Consider the following 13,402-nt stretch of genomic DNA (forward strand, 5'->3'; position numbering starts at 1 on the left):
ACCATGGCGGCGCGCGGGATTTTGACTCCGCAGCGTCGCGAATGGTCCTTTAGAATTCGTCGGCACAGTCTGGCGCATCAAGCGTCGGCCCGTATGAAACGTTGGGCGGCGAGGCCGCCCTTCAATCAGTTGCTGCTGGCCAGGCATGGCGCGAGCGCGCTCGCCCTGGGGATCACGAACCGCCCCCTTGGGATCAAGGGACCGGGTAATGGGTTAGGTCGCTGTCAGAACCGTCCCGGTAACGCGAGTGGTAACCCAGGACCGTCCGCCGCCGACGCTTGACCCGCTCCACTCGCTGCCGCGCACCGCGCTGGTCTTAGAGGGAAACGGAAAACGCTGGAATTCTCAAACCTTGAGAGTTCCGGCGATGCACCGGGAGGCTGAATGCGACACAACCGGAAATATCGGCCGTCAGCATTCCGTACATACGAGGAATGAGCCATACGTGCAAGGGAGCGTCGCACGGCGGTCACAGTCAGCGAGTTTCGCGTTTCTGTCATTAAGGATCGATTAACCCTGTGGTTCTATTGCGTTAAAAGGGCTGCTCGGAGGCACGGAATCGGTGGCGAGCCGCACAATTCAACGGGTTCTGCTGGGATGCGCGCTGCTGTGCGCAGCGGCATTGCCATATGCTGATTCTTCGCGCCTGAGCGCAGCGGAGAGCCAGCCGCAACCCGCTGTTGCGGTAGCGAATTTCCCGATTGCCTCGGCTGCCCGACTGGCCGGCGACGGCAAGCAGACCCGCTTCATTCTCGACGTGGACCGGGCCATCACCTTCCGCGCCGTCACGCTGGCCGACCCCTACCGGGTGGTCATTGACGTGCCGCAGGTCAATTTTCAGCTGCCGGCGGGCACCGGAGCCGGAGGGCGTGGACTGGTCAAGGCTTTCCGCTACGGGCTGGTCATGCCCGGCGGCTCGCGGATTGTGTTCGACCTGACGGGACCGGCCAGGATCGCCAATTCCTACGCGGTGGAGGCGGCCAACGGCCAGCCCGCCCGGCTCGTGCTGGAACTGGAGGAGGTCGACCGCGCCACCTTCGTGCAGTCGCTCGCGCCCGAAAATCGTCCCGAGCTCCGGCCCACCATCGCCGAGGCGAAGCCTGCGACGGCTCCGGCGACGACGGCCCCGGAAACGGCGCCGCAGAAGGCCGATGGCCGTCCGGTGGTCGTGATCGATCCCGGCCATGGCGGCATCGACAACGGGACGCAGTCGAGCGGCGAGAGCGAAAAGAACCTGGTGCTGGCCTTTGGGCTGGCGCTGCGCGACAGGCTGGAGAAGGCCGGCAAATACCGCGTGGTCATGACGCGGGACGACGACACCTTCGTTCCCCTCAATGACCGGACCAAGATCGCCCGCAATCTCAAGGCCGCCTTGTTCGTCTCGATTCATGCCGATGCGCTGCCTCGTGCCGAGGGCGATGCGCAGGGCGCGACCATCTATACGTTGTCCGACAAGGCGTCCGACGCCGAGGCCCAGCGGCTGGCGGATGCGGAAAACCGGGCAGATGCGATCGCCGGTTTCAATCTGACGGAGGAGCCGACCGACGTGGCCGACATCCTGATCGACCTTACGCAGCGAGAAACCCGCACCTTTTCAAATCGTTTCGCCCGCCTTTTGATGGGTGAAATGAAGACCACGGTGCGGATGCACAAGCATCCCCTGAAGTCGGCCGGCTTCCGGGTCCTGAAGGCGCCCGATGTGCCCTCGGTGCTGGTCGAGATCGGCTATGTCTCCAACAAGGCCGACCTCGAGCATCTGGTCTCGGAGGGCTGGCGGTCCAAGGCCGTCGGCTCGATGGCGCAGGCAATCGACGGGTTTTTGACCAAACGGATGGCCACCGCGGGATCGTCGAATTGACGACCCGGGGATCGTCGAATTGACGACCTCGGGATCGCCCAATTGGGCGCCCCTGAAGGTTGTCAATCTGAAAGGGATTTTTCGTCCCGCCGGAAAAGCCCTAGTTTGGCCACAGCGGGCGCTTTATAAAAATGCCGCAGGGGGTTCCGGAATCGGCGAGAATCCCGTTCGGCAAGCGTCTTAAGTCCGGCACTGATGTATTGCGTGAGCCGGTGAATTCGCGACGTGAAGTTGGCGCCTGTTTGGGTGCCAAGGGACCGATACTGGGCTGATACTGGGCTGATCCAGAGTTTGAACGGATAAACAGATAATGCGCTTGCTGGTGCGGTTCATGGGCTTCCTGTTCGCCGCGGGAACGGTGGTGTTCCTTGTCGGTGTAGGGGCCGCGGCAGGCCTGATCTGGCATTTCTCCAAGGACTTGCCCGACTACTCTCAGCTTCAGGATTACGAGCCGCCGGTGATGACGCGCGTGCATGCGGTCGATGGCTCGCTGGTCGGCGAATACGCCAAGGAGCGGCGGCTCTATCTGCCGATCCAGGCCGTGCCCAAGCTCGTGATCAACGCGTTTCTCGCGGCCGAGGACAAGAATTTCTACGAGCATGGCGGCATCGACTACACCGGCATGGCCCGCGCGGGTCTCGTCTATATCCAGAACTATGGCTCGAATCGGCGCCCGCAGGGCGCCTCCACCATCACCCAGCAGGTCGCCAAGAACTTCCTTTTGACCAACGAGGTCTCCTTCGCCCGCAAGATCAAGGAAGCCTTGCTGGCGATGCGGATCGAGAAGACCTACTCGAAGGACAAGATTCTCGAGCTGTATCTGAACGAGATCTATCTCGGCCTCGGCGCCTACGGCATCGCGGCCGCCTCGCTGGTCTATTTCGACAAGTCAGTGAACGAGCTCACCGTGGCGGAGGCGTCCTATCTGGCCGCGCTGCCGAAGATGCCGGCGACGCTGCATCCGGTCCGCAACCGCGACCGCGCCGTCGAGCGCCGCAATTACGTCATCGACCGTCTCGTGGAGAACGGCTGGGTCAAGCAGGCCGACGCCGATAAGGCGCGCAAGGAGCCGCTCGCCGTCACCAGCCGCTCCAATGGCGCCCACACCTTCGCCGGCGAGTATTTCGCCGAGGAAGTCCGCCGCGACATCTTCGAACGCTATGGTGAGAAGAAGCTGTACGAGGGCGGTCTCTCCGTCCGCACCACCCTCGATCCGAAGATCCAGGTCATGGCGCGCAAGGCCATGGTCACCGGCCTCGTGAACTATGACGAGCAGCAGGGCTATCGCGGCGCCATGAGCAAGCTCGATGTTTCGGGCGATTGGGGCGTGAAGCTCGCCGAGATCAAATCGCTCTCCGACATTTCGCCCTGGCGCATGGCGGTCGTGCTGGAGACCAGCGACCAGTCGGCCCGCATCGGCTTCCAGCCGAGCCGCGAGCTTGGCGGCGCCGTGAGCAAGCAGCGCGAGACCGGCATCGTCACTGTTGACGGCGTGCGCTGGGCGCGGGCCGTGCAGGGCGGAACCAAAGGCAAGACGCCGACGGCGGTGTCGCAGGTGCTGCAGCCCGGTGACGTGATCTATGCCGATCCGCTCTACAAGGACGGCCAGCCGGTCGAGGGCCAGTACCGGCTGCGCCAGATCCCCGAAGTGTCTGGCGCCATGGTGGCGATGGATCCCTGGACCGGGCGCGTGCTCGCCATGGTCGGCGGCTTCTCGTTCGACCAGAGCCAGTTCAATCGCGCCACGCAAGCCTACCGGCAGCCCGGTTCGTCGTTCAAGCCGATCGTCTATTCGGCTGCGCTCGACAACGGCTATACCCCTTCGACGGTCGTGCTCGATGCTCCCATCGAAATCGACCAGGGGCAGGGCGCAGGCGTATGGCGGCCTGAAAACTTCTCGTCGGGCAAGTTCCAGGGGCCGGTGACACTGCGCAACGCACTGCGGCAGTCGCTGAACACCGTAACGGTGCGCCTCGCGCAGGACATCGGCATGCCGCTGATCGGCGAATATGCCCGCCGTTTCGGTGTGTATGACGAACTGCCGAACTATCTCTCCTACGCGCTGGGCGCCGGCGAGACGACGGCGATGCGCATGGTCACGGCGTACTCGATGCTCGCCAATGGCGGCCGCCGGGTGAAGCCGACGCTGATCGACCGTATTCAGGACCGCTACGGCCACACCATCTTCAAGCACGACCAGCGCGAATGCCGCGGCTGTGACGCGCCGGGCGGCTGGAAGAACCAGCCCGAGCCACAGCTGATCGACCGCCGCGAACAGGTGCTCGACTCCATGACCGCCTATCAGATCACCGAGCTGATGGAAGGCGTGGTGCAGTCCGGTACGGCCACGGTTATCAAGGCGGTCGGCAAACCCGTCGCCGGCAAGACCGGGACCACCAACGAGGCCAAGGACGCCTGGTTCGTCGGCTTCTCGCCCGACATCGCCGTCGCCATCTATATGGGCTACGATAAGCCGCGTCCGCTCGGCAAAGGTAACGCCGCAACCGGCGGCCATCTGGCAGCCCCTATCGCGCGCGACTTCCTCCAGCTCGCGCTTGCCGACAAGCCCGCCGTCCCGTTCAAGGTGCCGGCCGGCATCAAGCTCGTGCGCGTCGCCGCAAAGACCGGCATGCGTGCAGGCCCGGGCGAAACCGGCGGAACCATCCTCGAGGCCTTCAAGCCGGGCACGGCGCCGCCCGACAATTACTCCGTCATCGGCGTTGCCGACGCCGACGGACGCATGCCGGCCTCGCAGCAGCAACCGGATTCCGGCTTCTTCATGCGGCCCGGCACCGGTGGCCTCTACTGAGGCCGGACAACACGGACGATTGCGGTTCCGGGCGGTTGCGCTTTGCGGCCGCCGCCGCTACATCCCCATCTGCGCGATCAGTCATCGCGCTTTATTTCTTGTTTGCGCATGATCATTTCGGGAAGCCGCTGCACACTTTCCCGGACCATGTGCTTGCACGCGGGATTCCGCGAGATCAGAGAACGACATGCGCGCCGAAATCGAACGGTTGGTAGAAGAGATCAAGCAGTCAGTCGGGCTGCTGAGGAGGCATCTTTGACGTCGAGAAATCGACGGCGCGCCTCGCTGAGCTGAACAAGCTCGCAGAAGATCCCAACCTCTGGAACGATCCCCAGAAGGCCCAGAAGCTGATGCAGGAGCGCACCTCGCTTGAGGACTCGCTTGGCGGCATCGGCAAGGTCGAGCAGGAACTCGAAGACGATATCGGCATGATCGAGCTCGGCGAGGCCGAGGGCGATGCCGGCGTCGTCGCTGAAGCCGAAGCCGCGCTGAAGAACCTGAAGAAGGAAGTCGCGCGGCGCGAGCTCGAGGCGCTGCTGTCGGGCGAGGCCGATCGTTTCGATTCCTATCTCGAAGTCCATGCCGGTGCCGGCGGCACAGAGAGCCAGGACTGGGCGCAGATGCTGCTGCGCATGTACACGCGCTGGGCTGAAACCCATGGCTTCAAGGTCGAATTCCTGGAAGAGTCCGAGGGCGAAGAGGCGGGCATCAAGTCCGCGACGATCCAGGTCTCCGGCCACAACGCCTATGGCTGGCTGAAGACCGAAGCTGGCGTGCACCGCCTGGTGCGCATCTCGCCGTTCGATTCCAACGCGCGTCGGCACACCTCGTTCTCGAGCGTGCAGGTGTTTCCCGTCATCGACGACAGCATCAAGATCGACATCAAGGAATCCGACGTCCGCGTCGACACCATGCGTTCGGGCGGTGCCGGCGGCCAGCACGTCAACAAGACCGAATCCGCGGTGCGCCTGACGCATATTCCGACCGGCGTCGCGGTGGTCTGCCAGGCCGGCCGCTCCCAGCACAAGAACCGGGCGCAGGCCTGGGACATGCTGCGCGCGCGCCTCTACGAGATCGAGCTGAAGAAGCGCGAGGAGAAGGCTGCCGCCGACCAGGCCGCCAAGACCGATATCGGCTGGGGCCACCAGATCCGCTCCTATGTGCTCCAGCCCTACCAGATGGTGAAAGACCTGCGCACGGGCGTGCAGACCTCCGACACGTCGGGCGTTCTCAATGGTGAGCTCGACGACTTCATGGCCGCGACCTTGGCACAACGGGCCTTCGGGACCACGGGCGCGGATATCGAGGACGTGGACTGATCATGCCCCGGGTCGCCTTCATCGGGCTTGGGCGGATGGGCCACGGTATGGCCGGCCGCTATCTCGACGCCGGCTTCACCGTGACGCTGTGGAATCGCAGCAAGGCCAAGGCTGCTGACCTGATCGCGCGCGGCGCGCACTGGGCGACCTCGCCTGAGGACGCTGCGATCGACGCCGACGCCGTCGTGACCATGGTGGCCGATGACGAAGCCTCCCGCGCGGTCTGGCTCGGGCCGAACGGCGCAGCCAAGACCGCGAAATCAGGCACCATCGCGGTAGAATGCTCGACTGTCTCTTATGACCACGCCCGCGAGATGGGCCGCGAGCTGAACGCGCGCGGGCTGATCTACATCGACTGCCCGGTGACGGGGCTGCCCGACGCGGCCGCCAGCGGAAAGCTGACGCTGCTGGTCGGCGCCGATCCGGCCGATCTCGAACGCGCGCGGCCTTATCTCGAACCGATCGGCTCGACCATCCGCCATTTCGGCGCGGTCGGCTCCGGCACGGTCTACAAGCTCATCAACAACCTGATGGGCGCGATCCAGATCGCTGGGCTTGCCGAGGGCCTTGCGATCGCCGAGCAGGCCGGGCTCGACATGAACCTGGTGCTGGAATCGATCCAGGCGGGCGTTGCCGCAAGCCCGCAGGTCGCGCGCCATTCCAAGCGCATGGTTGCCCGCGACTTCAGCGGCGCGACCTTCACATCGGCGCTGCGGCACAAAGATGCCGCCTATGCGGTGAGGCTCGCGGAGAGCCTGCTGGCGGACAAGCCGCTGGTCTCGCGCGCCGCGGTCGAGTCTTACGCGCAGGCGAAGGCTGCGATGCCGGACGATGATGAAGGCAGGATGATCGAGCTGGTCTCGCGGCCGAAGAAGCCGTCCTAGGGCGGGTGCTCATAAGAGCGAAGTCGGCTCTGGCGGCATCGTATCCCGGAGTTCATCAGCCCAAGGAGTCGACGTCCAAAGCGACGGGCTGCACTGCAATATATCCTCGGTGATGGCTGCGGCCCCAGGATTTACTTTTGAGGCTCCTCTCGCTTCCAGCATGTTCTATAATCCGTCCGCTTGACATGATGGAGGGTCGAATGCGCCTCGCTTTGCTCATTGGGTTTCTGCTGATGGGACTTTCTTCAGCAGCACAGGCCGGCCGCGACTATCCCTGGTGCGTCTTCGGTGGCCATGCTGGCCCTCCCGGCGAGTGCATGTACGAGACGAGAGAGCAGTGCCTGGCGTCGGCATCCGGGCGGTGGACCAGCTATTGCGATCTCAATCCGCTCGTGAGATTCCAGCAGCAGGCGCCGCGCCCGCCAGCGTGTGATTCCCGTGGACGCCGATGCCCCCCGAAATCGTGAGGCGTTCAGCGTAAGGCTTCGCTCGGTCATTGGACGTAGAGTGATGGGGCGCCGATGATCTGACTGGAACGCGTTTCTCTACGTCCCTCGGACGGAGGCATGTCGCCTGTCGGCCCTTAGCAGACCTCGCAAGTATTGCGCGTGGAGGACTGCTTGTGACCCGAAGCGGTCCTGAAGAAATAACTTTCGTTTCGAGCCTTCCGTCTCTTAAGGCGGGCCAAGGAGGGAGCGGTGGCAAAAAGTCAACGTTCTATCAGCAGGTAGCTCGCAGCAATCGTTGCCGCAGACGTGGCGGTTACTCGCGTCTAATGAGCGTGGATGAAAGCGGCGCTGTCCAGGCACTCTCTGATGCTCGTGCCATTTTCGATCAGCTCATAACCGAGTACGGCGGACGAATAGCCAACACGGCCGGAAACAGCGTCTTGGCAGAGTTCGCGAGCGCCTTGGAGGCCGGTGAGTGCTGCATCGTAATGCAGCGAAATCGAAGACCGTGCGGCCGATCTCCGTGACGATATCGCTCTCAGATTTCGCATAGGGATTCATCTGGGCGATGTTGTCGTGCAGGGCTCCGACTTGGCTACGCCTTTCGGCCGCAGTGGCCTGCAAAGCCAGACGGTCACAGGCTGCGTGACCTGTTGCACATAAGATCCTGCGCCTTCGATCTATCTTGGTGTGACGGTGGTTAGCGATCCACCGCAAAAGGGACACATCCTATGAAGGAGGCACTTATGAGTGCAAAGGTCAAACTACTTGCTGGTTCGGTCCTGGCGGCAATGCTCCTGACGGTCTCGATTCCGGCGGACGCTGAAGTTCGTGATCACCGGTCGAACGCGGGCGGCACTTACAGCACAAATGCATCACCGCCGCCGTCCGTCAACCGCCCTGGCCAGGCCACGACAGACAACGCAACGAACAATGGTGGCGTGACTGTTACATCCAGGCCGCGCCCGAAGAAGGAAGTAAAGGTGTGCATCATGGGTACAGGCTCATATGGGTGCACTTCAAACAAGGTCGCGGTGACAGCCGCGAAGGTTGTAAGGGGAGACCCCATCAGGTGAACGGTGAAGAGTTGAAAAGCAGGACAATTCCGCTCTGCCCCGAGTGGACTTGACGAGCCCTGGGCTCACACCGTCTTCCAGCTTACGCGCTTCGTATCCCGGCGGTTCTAATGGGCAGGCACACCGTACTTCACAGCAGTGTACACATCCCAAGAAGGAGGCACTTATGAGTGCAAAGGTCAAACTACTTGCTGGTTCGGTCCTGGCGGCAACGCTCCTGACGGTCTCGATTCCGGCGGACGCTGGAGTTCGTGATCACCGGTCGAACGCGGGCGGCACTTACAGCACAAATGCATCACCGCCGCCGTCCGTCAACCGCCCTGGCCAGGCTACGACAGACAAGGCAACGAACAATGGCGGCGTGACTGTTACATCCCGGCCGCGCCCAAAGAATGAGAAGGTCTGTCTCATCGTTGTTCCAGGTTCGTTGGGGTGCACCTCAAACCAGCGCGCAGTGGAAGCCGCGAAGTGGGCGAAAGGACAACAGTAAGCCACCTCCTCCTCCCAATTGCTAAAAAGCGAAGGGGAGGAAAGAGGGAGAAATTCCGCTTTGCGACCGTTCACCCGCAGCCTTCATAGGACGGTTACAGTGAGTCGCAGCGCAAATCGGCTTGGCGCCCAGGGCGACCAATCTTGATCAATGGCGATGCAATAGGCCTAAGCCGCAAGATCGAACGATGCGATTAAGGCACGCACATCATTGGCCAACTCGCGATAATGCTGGCATGCTCGCTGGTATAGCTCGCGATCGCTTCCTTTCGATCGACTAGCGATCAGCTCGCACTCCGCAGCGAGGTTCTCGAAACGCTCCAATTTGGCTTGGAAACCACTCATTTCTTGCCCCACCTTTTACTCAAGGGACAGCGACGATATTCGTCCAATTGCGTCAGCTCAAATACATTCAATGCTGCAAGTGCGAAGTCTCGTCACGCCCGTTGCCTATCGATGGTTGCAGATAAGCGATGGGCGTCGCGCAAGTCTATCGCGTGATGATCCGGACGTAGGTCTTTTGCCTCAGCTCAGCGGGCTCGCCCGCCGATGTGAGAACACATGCCCCCAATCAATAGGATCGACGCGCGCGACTGGTCGCTGCTCGCAGTGCTCTCGATCCTCTAGGCCGGCTCATTCTTCTTCAATGGTGCCGCGTAGCGGGAATTGCCGCCGCTGACGTTGGTGTTTCTGCGCTTCGCGCTAGGCGCGGCCACGGCGAGCTGCCCGCCGGATTCTGTTCGTGCGCGCGGCCGCAAGAGGAGCGTCGCCCATCACTGACAAGTTGTGGTAACCACGTAGCTATTGCCCAAAGAGAAAGGGCCAGCGTTTAACTGACCCCTTCTGCAGCGCTGTAACGGTTAAAGAGCGTTACTTCTTGCACTTCTTGGCCGACTCTTTGTCCGCATACGGACCACAGTTATAGGCGTTGGTCAGTTCGTCCATCGTCTGCGGCCAGCTATCCATAGAGCCCGCCCGGGCACCACCCTGGGTCGTTCCCACGTTTTTCACGTGCTGGGAATGACGTGGCTCTGCTTGTGCGTCGACCGCGAAAGCTGCGGAGAGGAAACCGACTGTAAGAAGCCCGGCGAACAGCGTTTTGGTAATCATGGTTTTGTCCTTTTGGAGTTTGAGTTTCAGACATCCGTTGGTGGCTACGCAAAGCGGAGGGGTTCGGATCAGCGCGGTATCAAGTGTGCGCTGGATCACGCCGGCATCGCGGCGACTAAAACTGCAGCGCGGTTGCAACGCATCTCCAGCGCGCATTTCGTGTCGAACTGCGAACGCATTTCACGGGATCGATCTTGGCAAACATCCAAAGGAACGCTGGGTTCGCGGACTTCGGCTTCTGGCCCGTTGAGGACCTACGAACCCCATTCGTTCGTGGGCCGCTTTTGACCCAAAGCTGACGTGGGCAGGAACGCGCTAAAGTCGACTTCTGACCCGAAGCGGAAACCGGGGCGACCGACGGCATATTCCGCATGGGTTCTGATCAGCATTACCTCGAGGAAGCGCCCGCGCGGGCCGTCGATGTCCGCGACTGGAGCAGATGGTGGCAATTCATGAAGGGTGCCGACTGGCGGCACCCTTATGGCCCAAAGAGTAGTATCAATGTGCACGACAGTCATCCTGTCGTACATGTCGCCTATTCGGATGCGCTCGCGACGAAGGCATGCTGCATCCCGGAAGACCCGCGCGGCGGACCGGAAGTCAAAAGCCTTGATCCAGATCAACCCAATATGCGGATTCCGGGCAAACCCTTGAAGGGCGGCTCGCATCTCTGCGCGCCGAACTATTGCCGCCGTTATCGGCCGGCCGCGCGCCATGCGGAAGCGATCGATACATCCACAAGTCACGTCGGATTCCGCTGCGTCAGACGCAGAAGCAAGATCCCGGAGGCCGCCAACTAGCCGACAAAGGGGAACTTCGTCATGCGCACCCGTCGCGATGTCCTGCAAACCAGCGGCCTCGTTGTACTCCTTCTCACCGTGCTTTCGGGACCCACGAATGCTCAAGTGATGACGACGGGGGAGCCGGGCACGCCCGGTGCCACCACCACCATCGACGGAAAACAGATTCCGCCACCGCCCCCCGCGTTCGGCGGGGAAATCAGGGCGAGAGCTTCGGAATCAAAACCCTGGTGGGCGCCGCGCGTGGTGCCGCCGAAAGGCGCGCCCAACGTGCTGCTCATCATGACCGATGATGCCGGCTTCGGTGCGCCCGGCACGTTTGGTGGAGTGATCCCCACTCCTGCGCTCGACCGCATCGCAGCACAGGGTCTGCGTTACACCAATTTCCATTCCACCGCGCTTTGCTCGCCCACACGCGCAGCCATCATTACCGGTCGCAACCATCATTCGGTCGGCACCGGGGTGGTCGGCGAAATCGCAACGGGTTATCCGGGCTACGATTCGATCATCCCAATCGACAAGGGCACCATCGGCACCATCCTGAAGGCGAACGGCTACGGTACCTCCTGGTTCGGCAAGAATCACAACACGCCGTCCTACCAGTCGAGCCAAGCCGGACCGTTCGAGCAGTGGCCCAACGGAATGGGCTTCGAATATTTTTACGGCTTCGTCGGCGGCGATGCCAGCCAGTGGCAACCCAACCTGTACCGCAATACGACCGCGATCTATCCCTTCCAGGGTAATCCTGACTGGAATCTCACAACAGCAATGGCCGACGAGGCCATCCAGCATATGAAGACGCTCAAGGAGGTCGCGCCGGAAAAACCGTTCTTTGTCTATTACGTGCCAGGCGGCACCCACGCGCCGCATCATCCGACGCCGGAGTGGATCAAGAAGATCGGCGACATGCACCTGTTCGACGAGGGCTGGAACAGGTTGCGCGAAACCATCTTCGCCAACCAGAAGCGGCTCGGCATCATGCCCGATTACGCCAAGCTGACGCCCTGGCCGAAGGAACTTCCGGAATGGGATTCCATCGGCGAGCTGGAAAAGAAGCTCTTCATCAAGCAGGCGGATGTCTATGGCGCCTACCTCGCCTACACCGACAACGAGATCGGCCGCGTCATCCAGGCGGTCGAGGACATGGGCCAGCTCGACAACACGCTGATCATCTACATCAGCGGCGACAATGGCGCGAGCGCGGAAGGCATGCTCAACGGCACGCCGAACGAGTTCACGACGTTCAATGGCGTCCCGGTGCCGGTGAAGGCCCAGCTCCTCTGGTATCCGTTCTGGGGTTCGGACAAGACGTTCCCGCATTTTGCGGCGCCCTGGGCATGGGCGATGAGCACACCGTTCAAATGGGTAAAGCAGGTGCCGTCGCATTTCGGCGGAACCAAGCAGGGCATGGCAATCTCCTGGCCCGGCCATATCAACGGTAAGGGCGGCATCCGCCACCAGTTCCACCATGTCATCGACATCGTGCCCACCATTCTCGAAGCGGCCGGCATTCCGCAACCCGAGTTCGTCAACGGCATCAAGCAAAGCCCGATCGAAGGGGTGAGCATGCTGTACACGCTGGACAAGGCCAACACCGACGCCCCGAGCCGGCGCACCACGCAATATTTCGAGATGCTGGGCAATCGCGCCATCTATCACGAGGGTTGGGTGGCGGCGACGACGCCGGTCACCCAGCCGTGGGTGCTGAGCACCACGCCGCCCCCGGATGTCAGCGCCTACAAATGGGAGCTCTACAACGTCAAGGAGGATCCGACTCAGTTCAATGACCTGGCCACGCAGATGCCGGACAAGGTCAGGGAATTGCAGGCGGTGTTCGATGCGGAGGCGAAGAAGTACAACGTGCTGCCGCTCGACAACACGACACTGCTACGCTGGAACACGCCGCGCCCGAGCCTCACGGCGGGACGAAGCGTCTTCACCTATTCGGGCGAGCTGTCGGGCGTGCCGGCCAGTGCGGCGCCGAGTATTCTCAACAAGTCCTATACGATCACCGCCGAGGTCACGATTCCGCAAGGCGGCGCGGAAGGCATGATCGTCACCGAAGGCGGTCGCTTCGGCGGCTATGGGTTGTTCCTGAGCAAGGGTGTGGCGGGCATTCGATCGGGCAAGCCAGTGTTCCTCTACAACCTGCTCAACCTCAAGCGCACGAGCTGGGAGGGACCAGAGTTAAGCGCGGGCAAGCACACCATCGTTTTCGACTTCAAGTCGGATGGTCCGGGCCTGGGCAAGGGAGGGACCGGCGTTCTCTCCGTCGACGGCAGGGAAGTGGCCCGGAAATCCATGGAGCACTCCATGCCGGTCACCTTCCCTGAGGATGAAAGCTTCGACGTCGGTATCGATACCCGCAGCGGTGTCGCCATGCTGCAGTATCGCTACGACCCGCCGTTCAAGTTCACAGGCAAGATCAACAGGCTGACGTTCAAGCTCGAACCCGAGATCAAGGCCGTCGCGCAGTCCAAGGCCGAATTGGGACCGATGCAACCACCGGAGCCGGATCCGATCGAACAACCCGCGGACAAACAGCGCGCATCGAAGGCGCGGAAATGAGTGGGTCGATAATTCCCAGCCCGAAGCCGCTCCTTTCAAC

At 62.1% G+C, this 13,402-nt stretch carries 7 protein-coding genes and 2 pseudogenes; 8 read left to right on the top strand and 1 reads right to left on the bottom strand.

The window, feature by feature from the left end:
- Nucleotides 1-562: 562 nt before the first annotated feature.
- The 6 genes and pseudogenes from ACFDR6_RS10830 to ACFDR6_RS10855 all read left to right on the top strand — a co-directional run.
- Nucleotides 563-1,858 (top strand): N-acetylmuramoyl-L-alanine amidase, encoded by a 1,296-nt coding sequence (locus ACFDR6_RS10830; protein WP_212085696.1) that lies wholly within the window; start codon nucleotides 563-565, stop codon nucleotides 1,856-1,858.
- A 310-nt stretch (nucleotides 1,859-2,168) separates the two neighbouring features.
- On the top strand, nucleotides 2,169-4,667 hold the full coding sequence (locus ACFDR6_RS10835) for a penicillin-binding protein 1A (RefSeq protein ID WP_375858243.1): 2,499 nt from the start codon (nucleotides 2,169-2,171) through the stop codon (nucleotides 4,665-4,667).
- A 187-nt stretch (nucleotides 4,668-4,854) separates the two neighbouring features.
- Nucleotides 4,855-5,986, top strand: a protein-coding gene (prfB, locus tag ACFDR6_RS10840) for a peptide chain release factor 2 (protein ID WP_212085679.1) whose coding sequence is annotated in 2 segments (ribosomal slippage) — nucleotides 4,855-4,923 and nucleotides 4,925-5,986 — 1,131 coding nt in all. Because the reading frame shifts where the segments join, the coding sequence is not laid out codon by codon here.
- Between the two features lie 2 nt (nucleotides 5,987-5,988).
- On the top strand, nucleotides 5,989-6,870 hold the full coding sequence (locus ACFDR6_RS10845; RefSeq protein ID WP_375858244.1) for an NAD(P)-dependent oxidoreductase: 882 nt from the start codon (nucleotides 5,989-5,991) through the stop codon (nucleotides 6,868-6,870).
- Nucleotides 6,871-7,070: 200 nt separating this feature from the next.
- A complete protein-coding gene (locus ACFDR6_RS10850) occupies nucleotides 7,071-7,337 on the top strand; it encodes a DUF3551 domain-containing protein (RefSeq protein WP_375847720.1) in 267 nt (88 codons plus the stop codon).
- A gap of 2,108 nt (nucleotides 7,338-9,445) precedes the next feature.
- Nucleotides 9,446-9,541, top strand: a pseudogene (locus tag ACFDR6_RS10855) (EamA family transporter); the annotation flags it as partial.
- A 213-nt stretch (nucleotides 9,542-9,754) separates the two neighbouring features.
- On the opposite strand, the gene ACFDR6_RS10860 reads toward ACFDR6_RS10855, so the two are convergent.
- Complete coding sequence (locus ACFDR6_RS10860; RefSeq protein WP_317239664.1) at nucleotides 9,755-10,150, bottom strand: hypothetical protein; 396 nt, start codon at nucleotides 10,148-10,150, stop codon at nucleotides 9,755-9,757.
- Nucleotides 10,151-10,326: 176 nt separating this feature from the next.
- Here ACFDR6_RS10860 and ACFDR6_RS10865 point away from each other — a divergent pair.
- Together ACFDR6_RS10865 and ACFDR6_RS10870 are read left to right on the top strand one after the other, a co-directional pair.
- A pseudogene (locus ACFDR6_RS10865) lies at nucleotides 10,327-10,794 on the top strand (SUMF1/EgtB/PvdO family nonheme iron enzyme); the annotation flags it as partial.
- A 108-nt stretch (nucleotides 10,795-10,902) separates the two neighbouring features.
- Nucleotides 10,903-13,362: an arylsulfatase gene (locus ACFDR6_RS10870; RefSeq protein WP_375858560.1), complete on the top strand. Its 2,460-nt coding sequence runs from the start codon at nucleotides 10,903-10,905 to the stop codon at nucleotides 13,360-13,362.
- The last annotated feature ends 40 nt before the right edge of the window (nucleotides 13,363-13,402 follow it).

The organism is Bradyrhizobium tunisiense (assembly GCF_042263385.1).
Taxonomy (GTDB): Bacteria; Pseudomonadota; Alphaproteobacteria; order Rhizobiales; family Xanthobacteraceae; genus Bradyrhizobium; species Bradyrhizobium tunisiense.

Coding starts and splice junctions, on each gene's coding strand:
- ACFDR6_RS10835 (WP_375858243.1), top strand. CDS start 2,169: ATGCGCTTGCTGGTGCGGTTCATGGGCTTCCTGTTCGCCGCGGGAACG.
- ACFDR6_RS10845 (WP_375858244.1), top strand. CDS start 5,989: ATGCCCCGGGTCGCCTTCATCGGGCTTGGGCGGATGGGCCACGGTATG.
- ACFDR6_RS10850 (WP_375847720.1), top strand. CDS start 7,071: ATGCGCCTCGCTTTGCTCATTGGGTTTCTGCTGATGGGACTTTCTTCA.
- ACFDR6_RS10860 (WP_317239664.1), bottom strand. CDS start 10,150: ATGCGCGCTGGAGATGCGTTGCAACCGCGCTGCAGTTTTAGTCGCCGC.
- ACFDR6_RS10870 (WP_375858560.1), top strand. CDS start 10,903: ATGACGACGGGGGAGCCGGGCACGCCCGGTGCCACCACCACCATCGAC.